General features: G+C 63.3%; 21 protein-coding genes, 1 tRNA gene and 1 pseudogene. 13 read left to right on the forward strand and 10 right to left on the reverse strand.

Annotated features, from left to right (window positions below; genetic code table 11):
• Position 1: 1 nt before the first annotated feature.
• A complete protein-coding gene (locus tag V6M89_RS15895; RefSeq protein WP_332854069.1) occupies positions 2-1,735 on the reverse strand; it encodes a putative bifunctional diguanylate cyclase/phosphodiesterase in 1,734 nt (577 codons plus the stop codon).
• Positions 1,736-1,896: 161 nt separating this feature from the next.
• On the reverse strand, positions 1,897-2,544 hold the full coding sequence (locus tag V6M89_RS15900) for an NADPH-dependent F420 reductase (RefSeq protein ID WP_332854070.1): 648 nt from the start codon (positions 2,542-2,544) through the stop codon (positions 1,897-1,899).
• 123 nt (positions 2,545-2,667) lie between these two features.
• On the opposite strand from V6M89_RS15900, the gene V6M89_RS15905 reads away from it, so the two are divergent.
• A complete protein-coding gene (locus V6M89_RS15905) occupies positions 2,668-3,591 on the forward strand; it encodes a LysR family transcriptional regulator (RefSeq protein WP_332854101.1) in 924 nt (307 codons plus the stop codon).
• A 13-nt stretch (positions 3,592-3,604) separates the two neighbouring features.
• Positions 3,605-4,198 (forward strand): DUF1993 domain-containing protein, encoded by a 594-nt coding sequence (locus tag V6M89_RS15910; RefSeq protein ID WP_332854071.1) that lies wholly within the window; start codon positions 3,605-3,607, stop codon positions 4,196-4,198.
• Here the strand turns inward: V6M89_RS15910 and V6M89_RS15915 are convergent.
• Positions 4,113-4,754 carry a TetR/AcrR family transcriptional regulator C-terminal domain-containing protein gene (locus tag V6M89_RS15915; RefSeq protein ID WP_332854072.1) on the reverse strand — a complete coding sequence of 214 codons (642 nt, stop codon included), beginning with the start codon at positions 4,752-4,754 and terminating at the stop codon, positions 4,113-4,115. The genes V6M89_RS15910 and V6M89_RS15915 overlap by 86 nt on opposite strands.
• A gap of 71 nt (positions 4,755-4,825) precedes the next feature.
• Between V6M89_RS15915 and V6M89_RS15920 the strand changes: the two genes are divergently transcribed.
• Complete coding sequence (locus tag V6M89_RS15920) at positions 4,826-6,304, forward strand: FAD-dependent oxidoreductase (protein ID WP_332854073.1); 1,479 nt, start codon at positions 4,826-4,828, stop codon at positions 6,302-6,304.
• Here V6M89_RS15920 and V6M89_RS15925 read toward each other — a convergent pair.
• Positions 6,301-7,224 carry an AraC family transcriptional regulator gene (locus tag V6M89_RS15925; RefSeq protein WP_332854074.1) on the reverse strand — a complete coding sequence of 308 codons (924 nt, stop codon included), beginning with the start codon at positions 7,222-7,224 and terminating at the stop codon, positions 6,301-6,303. The genes V6M89_RS15920 and V6M89_RS15925 overlap by 4 nt on opposite strands.
• Before the next feature lie 124 nt (positions 7,225-7,348).
• Here V6M89_RS15925 and V6M89_RS15930 point away from each other — a divergent pair, with 124 nt between their 5' ends.
• Genes V6M89_RS15930 through V6M89_RS15945 form a run of 4 tightly spaced genes read left to right on the forward strand, consistent with a single transcriptional unit; the run spans position 7,349 to position 11,340 of the window.
• Positions 7,349-8,245, forward strand: a complete 897-nt coding sequence (locus V6M89_RS15930; RefSeq protein WP_332854075.1) for a DMT family transporter — start codon at positions 7,349-7,351, stop codon at positions 8,243-8,245.
• A 29-nt stretch (positions 8,246-8,274) separates the two neighbouring features.
• Positions 8,275-10,056, forward strand: coding sequence for an amidohydrolase (locus V6M89_RS15935; protein WP_332854076.1), 1,782 nt, complete (start codon positions 8,275-8,277; stop codon positions 10,054-10,056).
• A 40-nt stretch (positions 10,057-10,096) separates the two neighbouring features.
• Entirely contained in the window at positions 10,097-10,606 is a 510-nt protein-coding gene (locus tag V6M89_RS15940) for a hypothetical protein (protein ID WP_332854077.1), read from the forward strand.
• Positions 10,606-11,340, forward strand: coding sequence for a substrate-binding periplasmic protein (locus tag V6M89_RS15945; RefSeq protein ID WP_332854078.1), 735 nt, complete (start codon positions 10,606-10,608; stop codon positions 11,338-11,340). Before V6M89_RS15940 ends, V6M89_RS15945 begins: the two co-directional genes overlap by 1 nt.
• Here V6M89_RS15945 and trmB read toward each other — a convergent pair whose 3' ends face one another.
• Positions 11,341-12,021, reverse strand: coding sequence for a tRNA (guanosine(46)-N7)-methyltransferase TrmB (trmB, locus tag V6M89_RS15950; protein ID WP_116992035.1), 681 nt, complete (start codon positions 12,019-12,021; stop codon positions 11,341-11,343).
• A 231-nt stretch (positions 12,022-12,252) separates the two neighbouring features.
• On the opposite strand from trmB, the gene V6M89_RS15955 reads away from it, so the two are divergent.
• Positions 12,253-13,593, forward strand: coding sequence for a GH1 family beta-glucosidase (locus V6M89_RS15955; RefSeq protein WP_332854079.1), 1,341 nt, complete (start codon positions 12,253-12,255; stop codon positions 13,591-13,593).
• A 103-nt stretch (positions 13,594-13,696) separates the two neighbouring features.
• Positions 13,697-15,073, forward strand: coding sequence for an MFS transporter (locus V6M89_RS15960; protein ID WP_332854080.1), 1,377 nt, complete (start codon positions 13,697-13,699; stop codon positions 15,071-15,073).
• A gap of 270 nt (positions 15,074-15,343) precedes the next feature.
• Here V6M89_RS15960 and V6M89_RS15965 read toward each other — a convergent pair whose 3' ends face one another.
• Positions 15,344-17,791 carry a TonB-dependent receptor gene (locus tag V6M89_RS15965; protein WP_332854081.1) on the reverse strand — a complete coding sequence of 816 codons (2,448 nt, stop codon included), beginning with the start codon at positions 17,789-17,791 and terminating at the stop codon, positions 15,344-15,346.
• A 252-nt stretch (positions 17,792-18,043) separates the two neighbouring features.
• Here V6M89_RS15965 and V6M89_RS15970 point away from each other — a divergent pair, with 252 nt between their 5' ends.
• Both V6M89_RS15970 and V6M89_RS15975 read left to right on the forward strand, forming a co-directional pair.
• Entirely contained in the window at positions 18,044-19,615 is a 1,572-nt protein-coding gene (locus V6M89_RS15970) for a tryptophan halogenase family protein (protein WP_332854082.1), read from the forward strand.
• Between the two features lie 109 nt (positions 19,616-19,724).
• Positions 19,725-20,606: a hypothetical protein gene (locus V6M89_RS15975; protein ID WP_332854083.1), complete on the forward strand. Its 882-nt coding sequence runs from the start codon at positions 19,725-19,727 to the stop codon at positions 20,604-20,606.
• An 89-nt stretch (positions 20,607-20,695) separates the two neighbouring features.
• Here the strand turns inward: V6M89_RS15975 and V6M89_RS15980 are convergent.
• Together V6M89_RS15980 and V6M89_RS15985 are read right to left on the reverse strand one after the other, a co-directional pair.
• Positions 20,696-21,481 (reverse strand): annotated as a pseudogene (locus V6M89_RS15980) (alpha/beta fold hydrolase); the annotation flags it as partial.
• Positions 21,478-21,897: an organic hydroperoxide resistance protein gene (locus tag V6M89_RS15985; protein WP_332854084.1), complete on the reverse strand. Its 420-nt coding sequence runs from the start codon at positions 21,895-21,897 to the stop codon at positions 21,478-21,480. The pseudogene V6M89_RS15980 and the gene V6M89_RS15985, both read right to left, overlap by 4 nt.
• Before the next feature lie 155 nt (positions 21,898-22,052).
• Here V6M89_RS15985 and V6M89_RS15990 point away from each other — a divergent pair, with 155 nt between their 5' ends.
• Both V6M89_RS15990 and V6M89_RS15995 read left to right on the forward strand, forming a co-directional pair.
• Positions 22,053-22,508 carry a MarR family winged helix-turn-helix transcriptional regulator gene (locus V6M89_RS15990; protein ID WP_332854085.1) on the forward strand — a complete coding sequence of 152 codons (456 nt, stop codon included), beginning with the start codon at positions 22,053-22,055 and terminating at the stop codon, positions 22,506-22,508.
• A 5-nt stretch (positions 22,509-22,513) separates the two neighbouring features.
• Positions 22,514-22,906 (forward strand): ribosomal maturation YjgA family protein, encoded by a 393-nt coding sequence (locus V6M89_RS15995; RefSeq protein ID WP_332854086.1) that lies wholly within the window; start codon positions 22,514-22,516, stop codon positions 22,904-22,906.
• Here V6M89_RS15995 and V6M89_RS16000 read toward each other — a convergent pair.
• Positions 22,872-22,945 (reverse strand) — tRNA-Gly (locus tag V6M89_RS16000). The genes V6M89_RS15995 and V6M89_RS16000 overlap by 35 nt on opposite strands.
• Before the next feature lie 107 nt (positions 22,946-23,052).
• Positions 23,053-23,628, reverse strand: coding sequence for an FxDxF family PEP-CTERM protein (locus V6M89_RS16005; RefSeq protein ID WP_332854087.1), 576 nt, complete (start codon positions 23,626-23,628; stop codon positions 23,053-23,055).
• Positions 23,629-23,672: the final 44 nt, after the last annotated feature.

A 23,672-nucleotide genomic window follows, 5' to 3' on the forward strand; every position in this document is an offset into this window, starting at 1 on the left:
ATCAGCCTGCAACCTGTAATTTGAGTAGTTTCGCAATGGTCTCGGCAGGAACTGGCTTGCTGAAAAAATTACCCTGCAAAATCTCGCAGCCTTCGCGTCTGAAAAACGATACCTGTTCCGGTGACTCCACCCCTTCGACTATGATTTTCAGTCGCAGGGTGTGGGCCAGCGTGATGATCGCGCTGACGACCGAGCAGCTGTCCTGGTCCTCAGGAATGCGCTCCAGGAAAGAACGATCAAGCTTGACCTTGTCCACCGGCAGCCCGCGCAGCTTGCTGAGCGCCGAATAGCCGGTCCCGAAGTCATCAATGGCTATCGTGACGCCCAGCGACCGTAATCGCGCCAGCGTCGCTGATCCCGGTCCATCGGTCTCGACCGCCTGATGCTCCGTAATTTCGATTTCGATGTCCTCCCCGGACAGCTTGTTTTCTTCCAGGATGCGCTCGACATGACTGGACAGTTCGGCATAGAGTAACTCGCGCGGACACAGATTGATGCACATTTTAAGATCCGTCAGACCTTGAGCCTGCCATTTCGCGAACTGTGCGCAAGCCTCCGTCACCACCCATAAGCTGATCTCCAACATCTGGCCCGAGTCGATTGCCAGCGCGATAATCTCTTCGATGGGATGGCTTGCCAGCGCCGCGTCCTCGCAACGTAGCAAAGCCTCCACCGCCACGATGTTTTCGCTGCCGGCATCGACTTGCGGCTGGTATTCCAGGCGAAACGCATGCGCCTGCACCGAGCGTTTCAGACTGGCGATCAGCTCGGCCTTGTTGTGTGCCTCGGCATCAAGTTGCTTGGAGTAATAATGGTAGCCGCCATGACTGCGTTCATTTTTGATTTTGTATAGGGCCAGGTCAGCCTTGCGCATCAGCTCGTCCTGGTCGTTTGCGTCGTTTGGATAGACGGCGATACCAATGCTTACGCCGATGACCACTTCATGACCATCGAGTTGAAATGGATTGGACAGCGCCTCGATCAGTTTTATCGCCAGGCTTGCTCCGACTTCGGGTGTATGCACATTTGCCTGCAAGACGACAAATTCATCACCGCCCAGGCGTGCTACAAAGTCGGAGTCGCGTATGGTGTCGCGAATACAGCGCGCCACGTGCTGCAGCAATCTGTCCCCGGTCTGATGCCCCCAACGATCGTTGATCTGCTTGAAATTATTAAGATCCATCATGTGAAATAGCAGCAAATTGCCATTGCGAACTGCCGCTGCCGACATTTCGTTCAGCCGCTCCTCCAGCTCCGAACGGTTGCCCACACCGGTCAGCAGATCAATCCGCGCCATTTGTGCACGCTCCGTTTCAACCCGCCTGCGTTCGGTTTCGTCACGGAGAATTTTCAGATATCCGGTGATCTCGCTGTTGAAATTTCGGATCGGGGTCATCACGCCGTCGGCCCAAAAAACCGAACCATCCTTGCGACGGTGCCAGCGGACATCGTCGCTGCGGCCGGTATCGCGAGCGTTGCTAAACTCCCGCTCGGGCACGTCATTGTCATTGTCTTCCGACGTAAAGATGAGCGCGAGTGGCTTGCCGACTATCTCGCCGGGCAAGTAGCCAAATACCAGTTCCGCTCCTTTATTCCAAGAGACGATATTCCCTCTTGTGTCGGTGGTGATAATGGCATATTCAATTGCCGAGGCGAATATCGCATCCAGCAAGCCGGGGTTGGCTTTGTCGGTCGGCTGAAGGGGAAATGTGCTGCGGTTTTTTCTGGTGGCCATGACGATCTCCCACTGTAGGACGATCGGCCAGAGTACCGTAAATAAGATGTGCGATTTATATGCCAGATCAATACGACGCTCATTTCCTTTGAACGGCCGAGTTAAACTCGACCGGCCGTCTCTGCCCCCCCCCCTGAACCTCTATATCCGGCATCGCCGGATCAGATACGGACGAAGTTGTGCGTCGACAGCGTGCCGAAAGGCAGCGACGCCAACGGACCACCGACGTCCAGCGCGCCCAGGTCGATCGGGAAGAAACCGGCGGCTTCCATGATGCCGCGCACTTCGGCCTTGGCGGCGGCGTCGTCGCCCGAGTAGAACAACACGCGCTTGCCGCCTGCCGTTTCCGGCTCCTTCAATACATTGACGTCGTTGTGGTTGAACGCCTTGACCACGCGTGCGCCAGGGACGAATTGCCGGATGACCTGGCTGGAGTGCTTGCCGCCCAGATCGACCGCCTTGATCCCATATGCCGCCAGCGGATTGCTGGCATCGTTCGCATCGGGCGACGTCGCGGGATCGAAGAACTCCACCGGGTTGGTGCCGTCGATCACGATGCGACCGTTCCACGCCGGCAGGCTGCCCAGCACTTTCTCCGCATCGACCCAGCGGACCGCAACCAGCACCATGTCGGCGCTTGCCGCTTCTTCCACCGTGCCAGCCTTCACGGACGGCCCCAACTCTTTGACCAGGTCGGCCAGCGAGGCAGGCCCACGGCTATTGGCGATGATGGCCGAGAGTCCTTGTTTAGCGAGAATGCGAGCGAAGTTGGAGCCGAGGGCGCCCGAGCCAATGATGCCGATAGTCATGATATTTCCTTTAAAGATTAAGTGGATAAACTGTTTGCTGAGTTGAATTCTAGGGCCAGGCTAATTCCAGCGTTAGTAGCAACCGGCTATAATCAGTTTCAATCATCACTTGAAGGTAAAGTCTTGGAAACCCTGGCCAACCTGGAATCCTTCGTGCGCAGCGCCGAGAGCGGCAGCTTTTCCGCCGCCGCCCGCCGGCTGGGTTTGACGCCGGCGGCGGTGAGCCGGAACGTTGCGCTGCTGGAGCGCAACCTCGGTGTGCGACTCTTCATGCGCAGCACGCGTGGCCTGACGCTGAGCGAAGCGGGCGAACGTTTTCGGCACTCGGTACAGGGCGGTCTGGATAATATTCAGGAAGCGATTGCCGACATCAAGGTCAATGCCGGGCAACCGGCCGGCGTGTTGAAGCTGAGCGCCGCGCCGGGATTTGGCATGGACTATCTGTTGCCGCTGATGCCGGCGTTTCTCGAACGTTATCCGGGCGTGATACCCGATTGGGTGTTCGACAGCCGTCCGCTGGACCTGATCGCCGGCGGCTTCGATGCGGCGATCGGAGCAGGCTTTGAGCTGCCGCCCGGTATGGTGGCGCGCGAACTGGCGCGCATACATTTGATTGCGGTGGCGGCGCCGGCGCTATTGCAGGGCAAGCGCCGTCCTAGAGATCCATCCGGACTTGCCGAGTTCCCCAGTGTGGTGATACGTTCTCCGTTGACGGGTCGTTTGCGGACGCAGGTCATGCGCAATAACGCCGGCGCCGAAGTCATGGCCAAGCAGCAGGCTATCATGCTGGTCAACGATCCGGATGCGCTCAGTCGCGCCGTGGTGCTGGGCCTTGGAGTTGGGTTGATACCAGTTCCACACGCTGCGCCGCACCTGGAAAGCGGTGCGCTGGTGCGCTTGCTGCCTAACTGGTATGGCGATGTCGGGGCGATCTCCGTGTATTTCACCAGCCAGAAACTGCTGCCGGCGAAGACACGCGCCTTTATCGATTTTGTTGTCGAGGCATTCCGCGCGCAGAATCTGCCGCAAATCCTCTCCGCCAAATAACCTGGCTTTGATTATGCACACACCAACAATTTTTACCCGTTACCTCGGCCAGCTTGCCGGAATAGTCGAGAAAGTAAAGCCACACCCGGAGATCCTCAAGGCACGGCTGCATGCGGAGATGCTGCCGTTTGCCTCGCAGGTGCGGGCCACCTGCAATTTTGCGCTGCGCGGCTGCTGTCCGCTGGCGGGCCTGCCGCCAGTGGGTTTCGAAGGCGCCGAGCTGTCCTTGGCCACGCTGGCCAAGCAGATCGACGACACCATCGCCTACATCGCCGCGATTCCTGCGCAGCGCTTTGACGGCGCGGCCGAACGCCTGTGCCATGACCGCGCCGGCTTCGCCGACATCGCGCTGCCCGGCGACGAATATCTGAACCTCTACATCCTGCCCAACTTCTACTTCCACTTCAGCATGGCCTACGCGATCGCGCGCAGCCACGGCGCGGACATCGGCAAGCAGGACTTCGACGGCTACCACCTGTACGCGCCCGGCTTCTCGTTCGAACGTCCCGCGAGCCAGGCGTCTACTCCCCTGCCGCCAGGCGCACCGCCAAACCGTCGAGCAGCAGATCCAAACCGAAGCGGAAGCGGGCTTCGAAATCAGGATTGAAGATATCCTCGCGCGCCGCGGCCAGGTGGGAAAACCTGGCCAGCGCCGCCGCCTGGAACGCCTCGGCACGCTGATCCAGCTCGGCCGCCGGCATCGCGTCCCGCGCGAGGCCGCTTTCCTCCATCACAAAGCCCAGCAAGAAATACAGCACACTAAAAGCGCCCCACGAGGCCAGCCGCGTGCCGGCGCCGGCCTCGCGCAGCGGCGCCATCAGCGCATCGCCGACCCGCAGCACATTGTCGGTCGTGACATACGTGCCGGCGTAGACGCGGGCGCCATCGCGCCGCGCCAGCAGCGCGCCGCGCATTTCGCCGGCCACCTGGGCCACCCGCTCGCGCCAGGACTGCCCAGCATTCATCGGAGTGACCGCCACATCCGCCACCAGCGCATCGGCCATCGCATCCAGCAGCACCTGCTTGTTGACGAAGTGCCAGTACAGCGAGGCCGCCTTGATCTCCATGGCGTCGGCCAGGCGACGCATGGTCAAGCCGTCCAGCCCCGCCTCGTCCAGCAATTCCAGCGCCTTGGCGACAACCTGCTCTTTTTGTATGGCCATCAAAAAATCCTTTGCATTTGAATCTAACGGTGTTAGTTTACTATACCTAACACTGTTAGATTGGAGAAAAAATGAAATCAGATACCGATGTGATCATTGTGGGCGCCGGTCCGGTGGGACTGCTGCTGGCCTGCGAACTGCGCCTGGCCGGGCTGGATGTGGTGCTGCTGGAACGCGGTAGCGAACCGGTGAGCGACTCGCGCGCGCTCAGCATGCATGCCCGCACCGTCGAGACGCTGGGCCTGCGCGGCCTGGCCCAGCGCTTCCTGGAACGCGGACGGCCGTTCGGCGTCGGCCACTACGGCGCGCTCGAAACCATGCTGAATTTTTCCGCGCTCGATAGCGGCTATCCGTTTCAGCTGGTGATACCGCAATCGCTGACGGAACAACTGCTGGAGGAACGGGCGCGCGAACTGGGCGTGCACTTGCATCGCGGCGCCGCAGTCGACGAAACATGGCAGGACGACGCGGGCGTCCACGCAACCGGCACCCTGGATCAGCAACGCTTCACCGTCAGCGGCGCTTACCTCGTCGGCTGCGATGGCGCGCGCAGCGCGGTGCGGCGGCAGGCCGGCATCGCCTTCGACGGCGTGGACGCCAGCATCACCTCGATGCTGGGCGACGTGCAGTTGCGCGCGCCGCTGCCGGCGCCGGCGTTGATGAAGGTGAACCAGGAAGGCCTGCTGATGATCGTACCGCTGGGCGACGGCGTGCATCACCGGCTAATCGTGCTGGATGCGCGGCGCCGCCACGTGCCCGTCACCGAAGCGGTCACGCTGGAGGAGCTTGCCGACGGCGCAAGGCGCATCGCGGGTTGCGACTACCTGCCGTCGAAGCCGCGCTGGTTGTCGCGATTTTCCGACGAGACGCGGCACGCGGCGCAATACCGCCAGGGCCGGATCTTCCTGGCCGGCGATGCCGCGCATATCCACATGCCGGCCGGCGGCCAGGGCATGAACGTCGGCATGCAGGACGCCTTCAATCTTGGATGGAAAATGGCGGCCGTGGTGCGGGGCCAGGCGCCGCAAGCGCTGCTGGACAGCTATCACAACGAGCGCCATCCGCTCGGCGCTCAACTGTTCCGCAACACGATGGCGCAGACCGCGTTGATGACGTCCCTCGACCAGCGCGGCCTGGCCCTGCGCGCCGAGATCAGCGGATTGCTCGAACAGCCCGAGGCCAACCTGAAACTGGCGCTGCAGATCTCCGGCCTGGGCATAGGCTATGGCGCCGCGTTGAGCGAACCGCCGGCGCCGGTATTGCCCGGCTGGAGCGGCCGCCGCATCCCCGACATGCCATTGGCCGGCGGCGGCAGCCTGCACGCGCTTCTGCACGAAGGCGAGTGGCTCTACCTGCGTTTGCGCGACGACGCACCGCAGGCGGTTGCTTGCCCCGGCAGGCTGCGCATCGCCGACGGCGAACTTGCGCCGCTGTCGGACACGTCGGACGTATCGGGCGCGTCCGGCTCATCGCATGCGGAACTGATGGCGGCAGGGCCGCGTGCATTGCTGATACGCCCGGATGGCTACGCGGACTACGCGTTAGCCTAGGCGACGATGCTGCGGTAGCGGCTGGGCGGCGCGCCCACGCTATCGCGGAAGCGGTGGCTGAAGTGGCTCAGGTCCGCATAACCGCAAGCGTCGGCGATCTGCTGCAAGGGCTGGTCGGTGGTCTTCAGCAGTTGGCGCGCATGCTCCACGCGGCGCGCCGCGATCCACGCCGACGGCGGCATGCCGAATGAAATCCTGAACATCCGCGCCAGGTGGTACTCCGACATGCACGCCAGCTGCGCCAGCATGCCCAGCGAGATATTCTGCCCAAGGTTCGCTTCGATGTAGTCGGCCAGCCGGCGCCGCACCACCGGCGCCAGCCCGCCGCGCACGCGCTGCAGCTGCTGCGGCATCGATTGCGACAGCAGCAAGTGGCTCAAGGTCTCATGCGCCGTCTCGTTGGCGCGCAGCTGGCCGTCCGCGCCTTCCCACGACATGTCCGCCAGGTCCGCGCACAGGCGGCCGATGCGTTCATCTTCAAAGTAGGTGCGGTCGGCCAGCGTGACTTCGCGCGGCTCGCGGTCCAGCTCCACCACCGCGCGCCGCGTGAAGTGCTCGGGCAGGAAGTAGACGTGCAGGAAGCGCAGCGGCCCGCGCACCGTCCAGCTGGACTCGTGCCAGTCCGGCAGCGTGCATAGGCGCTCCGGCGCGCCGTACAGGCCGGGTAGCTCGTCGCGCTCGGTGCGATAGCCGCCGCCCATGTAGTAGGACAGCGTATGGTGGCCCGGTTTGTTGTAGCTGGTCTCGGCCACCTCGGTGTCGCGGCGCCAGATGGCCACCGCCAGCTCGTCGCCCAGCCAGGCGAAGCGCTCCAGCACCGCATCCGTTTCGGACATGGTGCGGAACACCGCGTGCGAAATCAGCCCGTCCGGCGCGCGGGCGGGGGTGGCATCGGTGGCGTAGGAAGGGCGGGCTGGCACGGCGCGAACATTCAGTAAGAGTTGGCTTAAAGTCTAGCACGGAGCGCCCACTCTCCGCTGGCGGCCGGCCGATATGCGCAATTTCAGACAAGCGCCGCCCGCGCACACCCGGCATGCTGGACGCATGAATATCTTCCTCTACCTGCTCACCGTCCTGATCTGGGGTACCACCTGGATCGCCATCACCTTCCAGCTGGGCGTTGTCCCCGCGCCGGTATCGATCGCCTATCGATTCTGGCTGGCCGCCGCCGTGCTGATGGGATTTCTGCTCATCACGCGCAAGCCGTGGTGGCCGCCGCGCCAGGCATGGCGTTATCTGATCGCCCAAGGCCTGGCGCTGTTTTGCCTGAATTTCCTGTGCTTCTACTACGCCAGTCAGTGGATCACCAGCGGCCTGGAAGCCGTGGTGTTCTCCACCGCGCCGATCTGGAACGCCATCAACGGCCGCATCTTCCTCGGCCGGCCGATACGCCGCCAGGTGATGATGGGCGCCCTGCTCGGCCTGACCGGCATCGTGCTGCTGTTTTCACCGCAGATGGCCGGCCACTGGAACGACAGCAAGGTGATGATGGGCCTTGCGCTGACCTTGGGCGGCACGCTGTGCTTCTCCTGCGGGAACCTGCTGTCGAGCCGCATGCAGTCGCTGGGCCTGACGCCGTGGCTGACCAACACCTGGGCCATGCTGATCGGCTCCACCACGCTGGGCGTGGCGGCGCTGGCGCTGGGCATGCCGTTCGCGCTGGAGCCGAGCACGCGCTACGTGGGCGCTCTGCTGTATCTGGCGATCCCCGGCTCGGTGATCGGTTTCACCGCCTATCTGTTGCTGGTCGGCCGCATAGGACCGGACCGCGCGGCCTATTCCACGGTATTATTCCCCATCGTGGCACTGACCATTTCAACGATCTATGAAGGCTACCACTGGACGCCGACGGCACTGGCCGGGCTGGCGCTGGTACTGGCGGGGAATCTGCTGGCGTTCCTGCCGCTGGCCCCGCGCACCAAAGCGATGGGAGCCGCATAAGATGTGAGCCGCATACTACAGGGGAACGCATGTACAGAAACGTCGCTGCACTCACGCTGGCATTGGCGACATCGGCGGCAACGGCCGCCGAAGCGCCGGCCGACACCATCTACCGCAACGGCTACATCTACACCGTCGACGCGAAGGACAGCGTGCGGCAGGCGCTGGCCGTGCGCGCCGGCCGCATCGTCTACGTCGGCGACAACGCCGGCGCCAAGCCGCTGACCGGCAAAAAAACCAAAGTCATCGACCTGCACGGCCGCATGCTGATGCCCGGCCTGGTCGACGGCCATATGCACCCGCAATCGGGCGGCAGCCGCCTGCTCAATTGCAGCCTCGATTACGCCGCGCTGACGGTGGCCCAGTTCCAGTCGCGCATCCAGGCCTGCCTGGACAAGGACAAGAAATCCGACGCCAGCCGCTGGCTGGTGGTGGTCAACTGGTTCCAGCAAGGGATGCTGCCCGACGGCGTCGAGACCACCGCCGCCACGCTCGACGCGCTGAAGACCGAACGCCCCGTCATCGTGCGCTCCTCCTTCGGCCACTCGGCGCTGCTCAATTCAAAAGCCGTGCAACTGGCCGGCATCAAGCGCGACACGCCCGATCCCGCCGGCGGCAAGATCACCCGCGACGCCAAGGGCGAGGCCACCGGCCTGCTGGAAGACGCAGCGCAGGACATGGCGATGAACCTGCTGCCGCCGCTGACGGAGGCCGAAAACCTGGCCGCCTCCAAGGCCGCGCTGGCGGCGATGCGCAAGCAGGGCATCACCAGCTTCCTCGACGCCTACACCGATCCCGAAACCATGACCGCCTTCGCCGATCTGCACAAGCAGGGCAAGCTGACGGCGCGCGCGCACTTCGCGGTGCTGATCGATCTCGATAAAGGCGCCACGCCGCAAAGCGCAGTGGCCGAGCTGCTCAAGCAGCAGAAGCAGTTCGACCAAGGGCCTACCACCGTCAAACCGTCGATGCAGGTGCGCCACGCCAAACTGTTCATGGACGGCGTGATCTCCGCCCCGGCCTTCACCGGCACCATGCTGGAGCCCTACCTGGTCAACAAGGGCGCGGCCGACAAGCCGGACTGGCAGCCGGGCCCCAGCACCGGCCCGGCCAGCTACTTCTCGCCCGAAGCGCTGAAGACCACGCTGACGGAACTGGCCAACGCCCGCATCGACCCGCACATCCACGTCGATGGCGACCGCGCCGTGCGCGAATCGCTGGACGCCATCGAATACCTGCGCTCCACGCCGGCAGGCAAGGACATTCGCCCCGCGCTGGCGCACGACGAAATCGTCGCCCCGGCCGACTACCCGCGCTTCGCCAAACTGGATGTGACGCCGGTGCTGTCCTTCCAATGGGGGAAGCCGGCGCCCGACACCGTGGGCGCCCTGAAGGACTACATGGGCCCACAGCGCTACGCCATCGTCGAGCCGCAGGCGCTGCTGCTGAACGCCGGCGCGCGCATCGCCTATGGCAGCGACTGGCCGGTCGATCCGCTCGACGAATGGTTCGCGCTGAAAGTCGGCGTGACCCGCACCGCAGCTCCCGACGCCGGCAAGGAATACACCGGCACGCTGGGGCCGCAACCCGGCATGCCGCGCGCCGCCGTGCTGCGTGCCATCACGCTCAACGCCGCCTACACGCTGCGCCAGGAAGCGCTGACCGGATCGCTGGAGCCGGGCAAGCTGGCCGACATGATCGTATTGGACCGGAATTTCTTCACCATTCCGGCCGAGGACATCGCCAACATCAAGGTGCTACAAACTATGGTGGGCGGCAAAATTGTGTATCAGGCCAAGGGCATGCGTTAAGATGTCGGCCTTTAGATAAACAGGCATAAACAGGCCCGCCATGGAACTCGTCATCTCCCTGCTGATCATTGCCGTCACCGGCCTGGTGGTCTACGCGATCATCAAGACCAATCCGGCCAAGCCGATGCCGCTGCCGGCGCGTCCCGCCACGCCCTACGAACCCAAGCTGCCGGAAGACGCTCCCGCGCTGCACTGGTCCGACGACGGCCGCTTCCTGGTCGAAGTGGTCAACGAATCGCGCTACCAGGCCACGCTCAAGGCGCTGGCCGGCGACCATGGCGACCAGGCCGCCGCAACGCCCTACCTGGCCACGCTGGTGCCGGACGACGTCAATCCCTACGAAAGCGCCGCCGTTGCGGTCTTCCTCAACGGCCGCATGACGGGCTACCTGTCGCCCAAGGCATCCGTGACCTTCCGCGCGCTGCTGAAGCACAAGGACATCGAAGGCCAGGTCACCAGCTGCGAGGCGCAAGTGCGCGGGGGCGGTGTATGGCAGAGCGGCCACCTGGCCTATGTCGTGGTATTGGACATGGAGCAGTTGGAGAAGTGATGAAGGTGTTCACCCTGTCCCTGCTGATGGCGGCGGGCGCTGTATCAGCCCAGCCCTCGGCCCAGCCGCTTGTATTGCACTACGCGCAAAGCCCGCCGCTGCAATACGCCGACACGCGCGGCGTGCTGACGGGCCATGCCGCCACCCCTGCCATCGCCGCCCTCACCGCAGCTGGAATCCCATTTGTCGTGCGCCAGACACCGGCCAAGCAGCAGCTGGTGCTGATGCAGGCGGCCGAGCAGGAACCCGCCTGCATGCTGGGCTGGTTGCAAACGCCGGAGCGCGAACGCGCCGGAAAATTCTCGGAAGTGGTGTATGAGGACAAGCGCCCGTTCGCGCTGACCTGGAGCGGCAATCCCGCCATGCATGACGAGGAAGCGTTGAAGGATACGCTGACCAACAAGCAGCTGCGCGTGGTGGTAAAAAAAGGCACATCCTACGGCACCACGATCGACCGTGGACTGCTGCGCTACAAGACGCCGACCATCCCGAGCAGCGCGGACAGCCAGCAGCTGCTGGACATGCTGCGCCGGCACAGCATCGATTACTTCTTCATCACGGAGGAGGAACTGGAGGAAGCGATCAAGGCCTCGGGCTATCCGGCCTCGCACTACAAGCGCATCTACTTCTCCGACCTGTACAAAGGCTACGAGCGTCGCCTGTGGTGCAGCAAGTCGGTGCCGGACGAGACGTTCAAACGCTTGAACGCCGCCATCGTCCGGCTGCGCAAATAACTACTTCTTGGTGAAGACCAGGTCCCACACGCCGTGGCCCAGTTTCAGGCCGCGGTTTTCAAACTTGGTCAGCGGACGATAAGCCGGCTGCGGCGCATAGCCGTCGGCGGTGTTCTGCAGGCCCTCTTCCGCGCCCAGCACTTCCAGCATCTGCACCGCGTAGTCTTCCCAGTCGGTGGCGCAATGCAGGTAGCCGCCCACGGCCAGCTTCTGCACCAGCAGCTTGACGAACGGCGACTGGATCAGGCGGCGCTTGTTGTGGCGCGCCTTGTGCCATGGATCCGGGAAGTAGATATGCACGCCGTGCAGCGAGCCGTCCGGGATCATCTGGTTCAGCACTTCCACCGCATCGTGCTGGATCGCCTTCAGGTTGGTCAGGCCCTGTTCCTCGATCAGCTTGAGCAGGCTGCCCACGCCGGGCGTATGCACTTCCACGCCGATGAAGTCCTTCTCCGGCATCACGCCGGCGATGTGCGCCGTGGTGCCGCCCATGCCGAAGCCGATCTCCAGCACCACCGGCGCCTTGCGGCCGAAGGCCTGCTCATAGTCGAGCGGCGTCTTGGCGTATTCGATCATGTACTTCGGGCTCAATTCCTCCAGCGCGCGCGCCTGTGCGGTCGACAGGCGGCCTGCACGCGTGACGAAGCTGCGGATGCGGTGTTCGGTCGGGTCGTAGAGCATCGGCCGCGCTGGGCCGTCTTTAGGGGTATCGGAAGACATGGGATGAAATGAGTCGATGAATTATGAGGCAGCATTATATCAGCCACCTCGCAGCCGCCCCGCAGCCCCATTTCAGCAAAAGATTGACACCCCGTTTGACTTGAGGTCTAATCGAGTCAGGAGGCGTGAAATCGTTTTCAAACGTCAAAATGCCCTGTTTCGCACCCTGTTAATCCACAAAAACGACTACCCATGACCGATTTCACTCAATTTCCTCCCTCATTCATCTGGGGCGTCGCCACCAGCGCCTTCCAGATTGAAGGCGGCGCTGCCGCCGACGGCAAAGGCCCGTCGATCTGGGACACCTTCAGCCACTCGCCCGGCAAAGTCATCGACGGCAGCAACGGCGACATCGCCTGCGACCACTACCACCGCTACCCGGAAGACGTAGCCATCATGTCGGGCATGGGCGTGGACGCCTACCGCTTCTCGATGGCCTGGTCGCGCGTGCAGCCAACGGGCAAAGGCGCCTGGAACGAAGCCGGCTTCGCTTTCTACGACCGGCTGCTGTCCGAGCTGGAAGCCAAGGGCATCGACGCCCACGTCACCCTCTACCACTGGGACCTGCCGCAAGGCCTGCAGGACGACGGCGGCTGGCTCAATCGCGACACCGCCTACCGCTTTGCCGACTATGCCGGCGAAGTGGCGCGTCGTTTTGGCTCGCGCTTGAAAACGATTGCAACGCACAACGAGCCGTGGTGCACGGCCAACCTGGGCTACGGCAACGCGCAGTTCGCGCCGGGCGTGGCGGATCCGAAGCAAGCGATCCAGGTATCGCACCACCTGCTGCTGTCGCACGGGCTGGCGATGCAGGCCATGCGCGCGGTCGGCAGCCCGGCGCAGCTGGGCATCGTGCTCAATCAGTGGACCGCCGACGCGGCCACCGACAGCGCGGCCGACAAGGCGCTGGCGGAATTCGAATACGCCCGCTCGGTGCAGTGGTTCATGGACCCCATCTTCAAGGGCAAGTACCCGGAACTGGCGCTGCAAGGCCACGGAGACAACGCGCCGGAGATCCACGAGAACGACTTCAAGGACATTCAGCACAAGATCGACTTCCTCGGCGTGAACTACTACTTCCGCGCTTACTGCTCGGCCGAGACGCCGCCGCGCCAGCCGGAAGCGAAGCTGGGCACCACCGACATGGGCTGGGAGATCTTCCCCGACGGCCTGACCGAGCTGCTGCTGAAACTGAAGGCGGAGTACGACCTGCCGCCGATCTACATCACCGAGAACGGCATGGCCAACCCGGACGTGATCGTCGACGGCGAGATCCCGGACGAGGCGCGCATCGATTTCGTGCTGCGCCACCTGAAGGCCTTGAACGACGCGCGCCTGCAGGGGGTGGATGTCCAGGGCTACTTCCTTTGGAGCCTGCTCGATAACTTCGAGTGGAACTCCGGCTATGCGAAGCGCTTCGGCATCGTCCACGTCGACTATGCGACGCAGAAGCGAACCTTGAAACACAGCGCGCACTGGTACCGCGAGTACCTGCTGAAACAAAGGCCGCAGCGCACCGCGCACGCGGCCTAGAGCAAGCGTTTTATCCCCGCCGGCGCAGATGCCGGCGTTTTCCTTTCTACAGGCCACAGAGCCTGATGCTTTACACTCCAACGAGAATAACGAGGACGACATCATGCAAACCGCACCATCCGCCGTGCCACCGCAGGAACAGCAAGCACCGCAGGCTTCCGCCGCCGCCAGCCCACCGCCATCGCTACTGCGCGCCATGTTCGCGCGCGGCACGCCGATGCTGTGGGTCCCCAGCGGCTATTTCGCGATGGCGCTGACCTACATGATGCTCACCAGCGTCACCTCCATCATGTTCAAGAACCTGGGCATGGACAACGGCCAGGCCGCGCAGTACGCCAGTTACCTGATCCTGGCCTACACCATCAAGCCGCTGTTCGCGCCCTTCGTTGAAATGTACCGCACCAAGAAGTTCTTCGTGCTGTGCGCGCAGCTGATCATCGGCCTGGGTTTCGCCGGCGTGGCGCTGGCGATGTCGCTGCCGGACTACATGGTGGTGATGGTGTTCATGTTCGGCGTGCTGTCGCTGGTCGGCGCCACGCAGGACATCGCGTCCGACGGCGTGTACGTCACCTCGCTGGACGCCAAGACGCAGTCGCTGTTCTGCGGCATCCAGAGCCTGAGCTGGAACATCGGTCCCATCGTCGCCTCGGGCGGCATGGTGTATCTGAGCGGCTGGCTGCATACGCACTACTTCCATCACCAGGCCGGGGTGTTCGGGCCGGAGTGGATCGAATCGTGGCGCATCATCTTCTTCATCGTCGCGGCGATCACCATCGTCGCGGCGCTGTGGCATATGCGCGTGATGCCGGACGGCGCCAAGGCGGAGAACGCACCGAAGTCGGTGGCCGAAGCGGCCTTCATCCTCAAGGATTCCTTCGTCACCTTCTTCCAGAAGCGCGACGTGTGGCTGATGGTGTCGTTTGCGTTCCTGTTCCGGCTCAGTATCGGGCTGCTGGAAAAAATCGGGCCCTTCTTCATGGTCGATCCGGTGGCGCAGGGCGGACTGGGATTGTCGAACGAGATGCTGGGACTGATCTACGGCACCTATGGCCTGATCGCGGTGCTGCTAGGTTCCCTGCTGGGCGGGATCTTCGTCGCGCGACGCGGGCTGCCGGCGACCTTGTTCGTGTTGTGCTGCGCGGTCAACATCCCCAACGTCACCTTCCTGTTGATGAGCATCTACCAGCCGCACGACCTGCTGATCATCAGCGCCGGCGTGGCGATCGAGAAGTTCTTCTTTGGTTTCGGTTCGGTGGGCTTCATGATCTACCTGATGCAGCAGCTGGCGCCGGGCAAATACACCACCACGCACTACGCCTTCGGCACGGGCCTGATGGGCTTATGCATGATGGTCACCGGCATCGTCAGCGGCCACTTGCAGCAGGCCTTAGGCTATGTGCACTACTTCTGGCTGGTGATGGCCGCCACGATCCCATCGTTCATCGTCACCTGGTACGCACCGTTCCACCACAAAGACTAAATCTGCAAGGCAGCAAACAAAAAGGCCGGCGCCAAACAAGCGCCGGCCTTTTTTTCCGTCATTCCCGCGCAGGCGGGACGGTCCGCCGTCGCGGTCTATGCGGAGCCATCTCTTACGTGCCCTGTACTGCGATCGCAAACTGTGTATGGGTTCCCGCTTTCGCGGGAACGACGTGCGGGGTGAACGTATAAAAAAACCCCTCGGCCTTTTCAGGACGAGGGGCTGGAAGACCACTACAACAACACTGGAACTACATGAAAAACTCTTTGCTTAGAACGACTTGCCGACGTTGATGCCGAAGGTGCGCGGCGGCAGGTACTGCGCTTGCCACGGGCCGTTGGCGTTCATCGCGCTGGTCTTGATCTTCGCGTCTTCCGCGTTGCGGATGTAAGCGTCGAAGTACCACTTCGAATCGGCGTCGAAACGCAGGCCAAGATCGGTACGGGTGTAGGCCTTCTGCTTGTCCGGCTCACCCAGGTTGAACACGCTCAACCAGCTGGCCGTTTCATAGTGCGCGCTGATACGTGGAATCAGCGTGCCGTTGGCCAGCGCGAAGCTGTGCTGGTACATCATCTGCGCGCTGAACTTCGGCGAGTGCGGCATGGTGTTGCCGGTGACGTCCAGGCACGGATTGGTGATGCCAGGAGCCGTGCAAGCCGGCAGCACATAGTCGTTACTGCCGCCGATCAGATGCTTCAGCGTGGCGTTGGTGTACGCGGCGGTGAACTGCACACGGTCCACAGGCGTGATCTTGGCGGCGATTTCCGTCTCGATGCCCCATACCTTGGCGCCTTCGGCATTGCTGGTCGCCAGGCCGCGGGTGCCGTCCGCATAGGTCACCGGTGCGCTGAACTGGAAGCCCTTGAACTTCTCGTAGTACGCCGAATTGTTCATCCGTACCGTACCGCCCAGGAAGGTGCTCTTCGAGCCGACTTCGTAATTGGTCAGCGTCTCGGAACCATATGGCACGCCGCCGTCCTGCAAACCGCCCGACTTGTAGCCGGTCGATACGCTGGCGTAGACCATGTTGTTCTTGTCGATCTCGTAGCTCACGCGTACCAGGCCAGTCAGCTTGTGGTCGTTGAACACACCGTCGTTACGCTGATAAGTCGTGAAGCCGGTGCCGCCGCCCAGTGGATTCATCGAAGGGCTCACAGGAATCTGCGGCGCATCCGAATTGCTCCAGCCGTTGTTGGTGCCGCCGATGTTCTTGCGTTCGTCCGAGGTGTAGCGCAGGCCGCCGGTCACGTGCAAGGCATCGCTAGGATTCCAGGTGGTCTGGCCGAACACGGACTTCGATTCCACAGTTTCCTTAGGCTGGATGAAGGAGCCCTGCCAGCCCACGGTGCCCTGCTGGGTGCCGTTCATGATCGGGATGTCGAAGCGGATGCCATTGTCTTCATTCGCGTAGTACAAACCAAGCAGCCAGTCCACATCGCGTTTGCCGGTCGACTGGATTTCCAGTTCGTGGCTATAGTTCTTGTACTTGGACCAGACGGTGTTATTGGCCTGGTAGCTGCCGTTGCTGGTGAAGCTGGTCGGGATGTTGGCGCCGCCATCCTGGTCGAAGGTCGACGAGCCATTGAAGCGCGAGTAGCCAGCGATGTAGGCCAGGCTGATGTCCTTGTTGATCTCGTAGTCGACACGGCTGCGCAGCGAGTGCGAATCGCGGTTGACGCTAGGCGCCGTATCGATCAGCGCCGACCAGAAGTCCTGCCCTGCGCGCGGGGTCTGCATCAGGTTCATGCTCGGCGTGCCGCGGTCCATATAGTGCTCGTACGCGACGTTCCACTTCAGACCCGGCGCCGGCTGCCACAGGAAGCTCAGGCGCGCCGCGCTCTGGTCCTGCGCGCTGTACTTCTGATTGTTGTTGACAAACAGGTTGGTGTTGATCGGCTGGAAGGCGATCGGGTTGCCCGGATGGGCGGCGTTCCACTTGGCGATGACCGGATCGGCCGCCGTGTGCTGGTCCGCCAGCGACAGGTTGGGCGCGGTCTGGTAGTTGACGTAGCCGTTGTGCTGCTCGTGCACCACCGCCACGCGCATCGCCATGGTGTCGCTGATCGGGATGTTGAACGCGCCGCGCGCGCCCAGGCGGGCGTAGCTGCCGTAGCCCGCTTCGAAGTTGCCGGAGTTGCTGCCGATTTCAGGTTTCACCGTCTGCATATTGACTGCGCCGACCGTCGAGTTGCGGCCCCACAGCGTGCCTTGCGGGCCGCGCAGCACTTCGATCGCGTCCAGGTCGAACAGCAGCGCGGTCGCGCCTTCAGGACGCGGCGAGTAGATGCCGTCGACGAAGCTGGCCACTTCAGGATCGGCGTATTCGGTCTTGGCGCTGTCGTTGCCGATGCCGCGCAAGGTCATGGTGATCACGCCGTGGTCGCCCTGGCCGGTGGCGGCAAAGCCTGGCACCAGGTTGACCACGTCCTGCAAGGTCTGCACGTGGTTATCGTCCAGCACCGCGGCGTTCAGCGCGGTCACCGCGACCGGGGTCTTTTGCAGCGAAGTGGAACGCTTGGTCGCGGTGACATACACCTCGGTGATGGTCGAGGAGCTTTTGTCGGCGGCGGCGGTAGCGGCGGAGGCCTGCTCGGCGGCCGGCGTTTCGGCCGGGGTGGCCGCATAGGCGGCGACGCTGGTGCCGGCCATCAGGGCGAGGATGGCCAACTGGATCGGGGACGGCAAGCGCTTCCCGGACTGCGGTACGTGGACGTTCATAAGTCTCCTTTTGCGTAGCGATCGCCGAGGGGGTTGGGCGGTGCCACATTTATCATCGTAGAAATCGATTTCATGTTGTTTGAAAACGTTTTCAAATTCACTGAAAACGATTTCGTTATTTGTGAAATCGATTTCATGGTACATAATTCAAATCACGGATGTCAATTTAAAAATTGTAGCGGCGTTGTTTCCCTGACATGCCAGACGGCGTTTCACGGGGCGGCCCACTCTACGGACGGAGACAAAAATAAAATGAAATCGATACCAGCACCAGTCAAAAACGTCCTGATCGTCGGCGGCGGCACCGCCGGCTGGCTGACTGCAGCCTTCCTGGCCCGCACTTTGGGCGCCGGCGCGGACCCGGACAGCGTGCGCATCACGCTGGTGGAATCGAAGGAGATCGGCATCATCGGCGTCGGCGAAGGCACCTTCCCCTCGATCCGCGGCACGCTGGCCGCCATCGGCATCGACGAGGCGCGCTTCATCCGCGAATGCCACGCCACCTTCAAGCAGGGCATCAAGTTCACCGACTGGGTGCGTCCGCCCGGCGCGCCCGGCAACGACCACTACTTCCATCCCTTCAGCCTGCCCAGCCAGCGGCCCGGCGGCCCGGAGCTGCTGCCCTACTGGCTGCAAGGCGCGGCCGCGCCGGGCGTGGGCTTCGCCGCCGCCGCCACCATGCAGAAGCGGGTGGCCGACGCGTCGCACGGCCCCAAGCGCTTTAACGACGCCGACTTCATGGGACCGCTGAACTACGCCTACCATTTCGACGCCGGCAAATTCGCCACCCTGCTCAGCACCCACGCGCAATCGCTGGGCGTGCGCCACGTGCTGGCGACGGTGGACCGGGTGGAACTGGACGAGCAGGGCGCGATCGGCGCGGTGCACACCAGGGAAGCGGGCGTGCTGACGGCCGACCTGTACATCGACTGCACCGGCTTCCGCGCGGCGCTGATCGGCGACGCGCTGGGTACGCCCTTCCGCAACATCAACGACACGCTGTTCGTCGACCGCGCACTGGCGATGCAAGTGCCCTACGAGACGGCGGACGCGCCCATCCCCTCCTACACCATCGCCACCGCGCACGAGGCGGGATGGACCTGGGACATCGGCCTGCACCAGCGGCGCGGCATCGGCTACGTCTACTCCAGCCGCCACACCGACGACACCCGCGCCGAGGAAGTACTGCGCAAGTACATCGGCCCGGCCAGCGACGGCCTCAATCCGCGCCAGCTCAAGCTCAATGTGGGCTACCGCGAGCAGCACTGGGTGAAGAACTGCGTGGCGGTCGGCTTGTCGGGCGGCTTCCTGGAACCGTTGGAATCGTCCGGCATCGGCCTGATCGAAACGGCGGCCTACCTGGTCAGCTACCTGTTCCCGCACGACGGCGACCTGGCGCCGGTGGCCAAGGTGTACAACGAGATGATGAAGGCGCGCTACGAGCGCATCGTCGATTTCGTCAAGCTGCACTACTGCCTCACGCAACGCAGGGACAACGCCTTCTGGACCGACAACACCGACCCGGCCAGCATTCCGGAATCGCTGCGCGACAAGCTGTCCATGTGGCGCAACCGCGCGCCGCACCGCATGGACTTCGTGGTGGACCTGGAGATGTATCCGCCGTCCAGCTGGCAGTATGTGCTGTACGGGATGGAGTATCCGACCGCGCAGTACGCCAACGCCAAAACGCTGCCGCGCTTCGACGAGGCGCGCAAGGAGTTCCAGATGATCGAGCAGATGTCGCAGCGCGCGCTGGCCGACCTGCCCACACACCGCGCGCTGGTCGAGCACTTCCTCCAGCGCGGCGAACGCAAGATCGCCTGACCGGTATTTTGTAGGCAAAACGCGCCCAGTGTACGGGCGCTAACATACGCGCGCCGGTCCACACCGCATGATGGTCTCCGCCACATCAATCAACACCACAGGAGAGACCATGCATACCCAACCACACCATGTCGGCGCGATGGCCAGCCACGAACTCGGAGACGGCTACGCCTCCGGAGTTTCGTGGGGCGCCGTGTTCGCCGGTGCCGCAGCGGCGGCCGCGCTGTCCTTCATCCTGCTGATACTCGGCGTAGGCCTCGGCCTGTCGTCGGTATCGCCCTACCAGTACAACGCCACGCCGCTGGGCGGCGCGGCCATCGCGTGGATCGCCTTCGTGCAGTTGGCGGCCGCCGGCATCGGCGGCTATATGGCGGGACGGCTGCGCGTCAAATGGGCCAGCATCCACGGCGATGAAGTGCATTTCCGCGACACCGCGCACGGCCTGCTGGCGTGGGCGGTGGCGACGCTGATCACCGTGGCGGCGCTGGGCGGCGGCGTGCGCGCTGTGCTCAGCGGCGCCATCGACTCGGGCGCCGCCGTCGCCAGCGCCGCTGCGCCAGCCCTGGCGCGCGACGGCGGCCGCAGCAACACCTACTTCGCCGACATGTTGCTGCGCTCGCCCAACGGCGACGCCGCGACCGACGCCCAACGCAACGAGATCAACCGCATCCTGATCACCGACCTCCCGACCGGCAAAATCAACGCCGACGACCGCAGCTATCTTGCACAGCTGGTCGCCAAGCGCACCGGCCTGGCGCCGGCCGATGCCGAGCAACGCGTGGACCTGGTCTACGCGCAGGCAGCGCAGGCCGCCAACGACGCCAAGGCCAAGGCGATGGCCGCCGCCGAGGAGGCGCGCAAGACCGCCGCCCATTCCGCCTTGTGGATGTTTGTCGCCCTGCTGCTGGGCGCCTTCGTCGCCAGCCTGTTTGCCACATTGGGCGGCCGCAACCGCGATCACGCGCGCGTCATCGTGCGCGCCCCTATTTAACCGGAGAATATGATGCGCTCGATACTACTGCTGTTACTCGGCATTCCCCTTCCCATCGTCATCCTGATCGCGCTGTTCGTTCACTAGTACGCGTCGTACTTCGGATCGCCCGGCTCCACGCTCAGGCGCCAGCGGTAGTTGTGGATCACGATGGCGATGTAGTCCGGGTTGTCGAACGACGCCGCGCTGCGCTCGAAGGTGGCCTGGTCGAAGCGCCACTGCGGCGAGTTGGCCTGCCATGTCGGCTTGGCGAACTCGCGGCGGTTGGCCTGGTAGCCCGCCTTGCCGCACTCGGTGGCGAAGTAGAACTGATACCACCAGCCGTGTTCAACCTGCGGCGACAAGGGCAGCTTGTTGCGCTCGCGGTTGTTGATCAGATAGCCGTTCACCGACACCATCGCCTTGCAGCGCTGCGGCCACAAGGCCGCGATGATGTTGGCCGTGCGCACGCCCCAGTCGTAGCCGGCCAGGATCGCCTGGTCGATCTTCAGCGCATCCATCAGCGCGATGATGTCCAGCGCAACCGCCGCCTGCTGGCCGTTGCGGAAGGTGGCGTCCGACAGGAAGCGCGTGCTGCCGTGGCCGCGCAGATGCGGCACGATCACCCGGTAGCCCTGCGCCGCCAGCAGCGGCGCCACCTCGGCGAAACTGTGTATATCGTATGGCCAGCCGTGCAGCAGCAGCACCGGCTTGCCGTCGGCCGGACCGGCTTCGTAGTAACCGACATCGAGCTCGCCGGCGCGGATTTGTTTGATCGGCGCCAGCGGCTGCGGTCCCTCGGCGGCGTGTGCCAGCGAGGCGAACGGCAGTTCGGCGGCGGCCAGGCCGACGGCCGCCAGGGCGCCGGTCCGTAGAGTGCGGCGCCCGGTATTCATGCTGCCAGCGCCAGTTCGACGTTGATATTGCCGTGCGCCAGCTTGGAGTACGGACAGATCTTGTCTGCGGCGTCGACCAGCGCCTGGGCCACTTCGCGATCCAGACCCGGCAGGCTGACGTTCAGGCGCGCTTGCAGCAGGTAGTCGTCACCGGTGGTGCCCAGGTCGACTTCGGCGTCCACCGCCAGGTCCGGCGGCAGCTGCACTTTCATCGCCCGCGCGGCCAGGCCCATCGAGCCGATGAAGCAGGCCGACCAGCCGGCCGCGAACAGCTGCTCGGGATTGCTGCCCTGGCCGTTGCTGCCGGGCGAGGACAGCTTGAGGTCCAGGCGGCCATCGCTGCTGCGGACGCTGCCATCGCGGCCGCCGGTGGTGTGGGTCTTGCCGGTATACAGTACTTTTTCGATGTTGATCATGGCGGATGTTCTCAAAGTTGACGGGAGGTATTTGTATCGCGTCCGATGCAATCGTATAAGATGAATAATACCTCAAGCAATATCAAAGTCAAGCACCTCCGATAAAATCGCATACGATGTATAATTTGCGATATCCAGAACAAGAAGGAACCGCCATGACCGCCCCTGCCCCAACCGAAGTCCGCAAGCTGGCCGACTTCCTGTGTTTTTCGATCTACTCCGCCAACCTGGCGTTCGGCCGCGCCTACCGTCCCATCCTGGACGAGCTGGGGCTGACCTACACGCAGTACATCGCGATCATCGCGCTGTGGGAGCAGGACGGCCAGACCGTGACCAGCCTGGGCGAGAAGCTGTTCCTGGAATCGAACACGCTGACGCCTATCCTGAAGAAGCTGGAAGCGATGGGATACCTGCGCCGCGCGCGCGATCCGGGCGACGAGCGCCAGGTGCTGGTCAGCCTGACCGACGCCGGCCGCGCGCTGCGGGAACGGGGACTGGAGATGAACCTGGTGGAGGCTTGCGGCCTGACGCCGGATGAATTCTCGGCGGTGCAACAGGCCGTCGCCACCCTGCGCGACAGTCTGATCAAGTCGACGCAGGGCAAGGGCTAGCAAGCATGGCGAAGAAGCGCTACTGGCTGTTCATCGGCTGGGTGGCGGTGATCATAGTCGGCCTGCTGTCGCGCAAATACCCTTTTTTGCTGCCGGCGTTCCTGGGGAAATATCCCGGCGACGCGCTGTGGGCGATGATGGTCTACCTCGCCTGCTCCTTCATCAGGCCAGCCGCTGCAACGGGCCGCCTGGCGGCGAGCGCATTGGCGATTTCTTATCTGGATGAATTGTCGCAGCTGTATCAAGCGCCGTGGATCAACACGATCCGCGCGACGACGGCGGGACATCTGGTGCTGGGGTCGGCGTTCTCGTGGTACGACATGCTCGCCTATACGATAGGCATCGTACTGGTCGCGGTCGTCATGGAGCGGGTGAAGGGAATCGAACCCTCGTCGTAAGCTTGGGAAGCTTCTGCTCTACCATTGAGCTACACCCGCATGCCACGCATTCTACGCGGGTTTCAGCAATGTTGACAATATGACGAAAGCCCCGGCGAGCGGGGCTTTCAATCCAGCATGGCAGGCGCGCAGCCTGCCAATGGCAATTACTTGGCGGCGCGGCGGCGCGCGGCGAAGCCGACCAGGCCCAGACCTGCCAGCAGCATGCCGTAGGTTTCTGGTTCCGGCACTGCCGACAGTTGCGTGAACTTGACCGAACCACCGGTTGCCGTCAACGCGTTGATATGCAGCTGGAAGGCGCTGAAGTCGCTCAGTTTGGTGTTGTTGAAGGTCCACGTCGCAGCTTCGCCATCGGTAAAGCGGCCGCTGTTGTTGGCGGTCCGGAACTTCACCTGAGTGGCGCTGAGGCCGTTATTCGCCAGCGAGATGGAGCCGGAAGTCGCGCTAAAGCCGACTGGCGCGGCGTTCTTCGCATCGGTAAATTGCAGGCCGAATATGAAGGGGTTGGTCGCGTTGAGCGCGTTGTTCCAGTCAGCCGACAGGGTCCACACCGTGTTGGCGCCCGATTCGGTGATCGTCAAATGAGCCATGTCCTGGCTGGCGAAACCGGCGACGTTGCTTTGGCCCAGAACGATGGTTTCAGTGGCGGCGAAGGCGGTCGATGCCGTACCAATTGCAGCAACAAATGCACAGGCGGCGATTACGATTTTCGAGAATTTCAAGATAGTCCTCTTTGGGTAGTGATTGCGCTGCAATGTGGGGGGCT

Origin of the sequence: Duganella sp. S19_KUP01_CR8 (genome assembly GCF_036688705.1) — a bacterium.
Classification (GTDB): Bacteria; Pseudomonadota; Gammaproteobacteria; order Burkholderiales; family Burkholderiaceae_D; genus Rugamonas.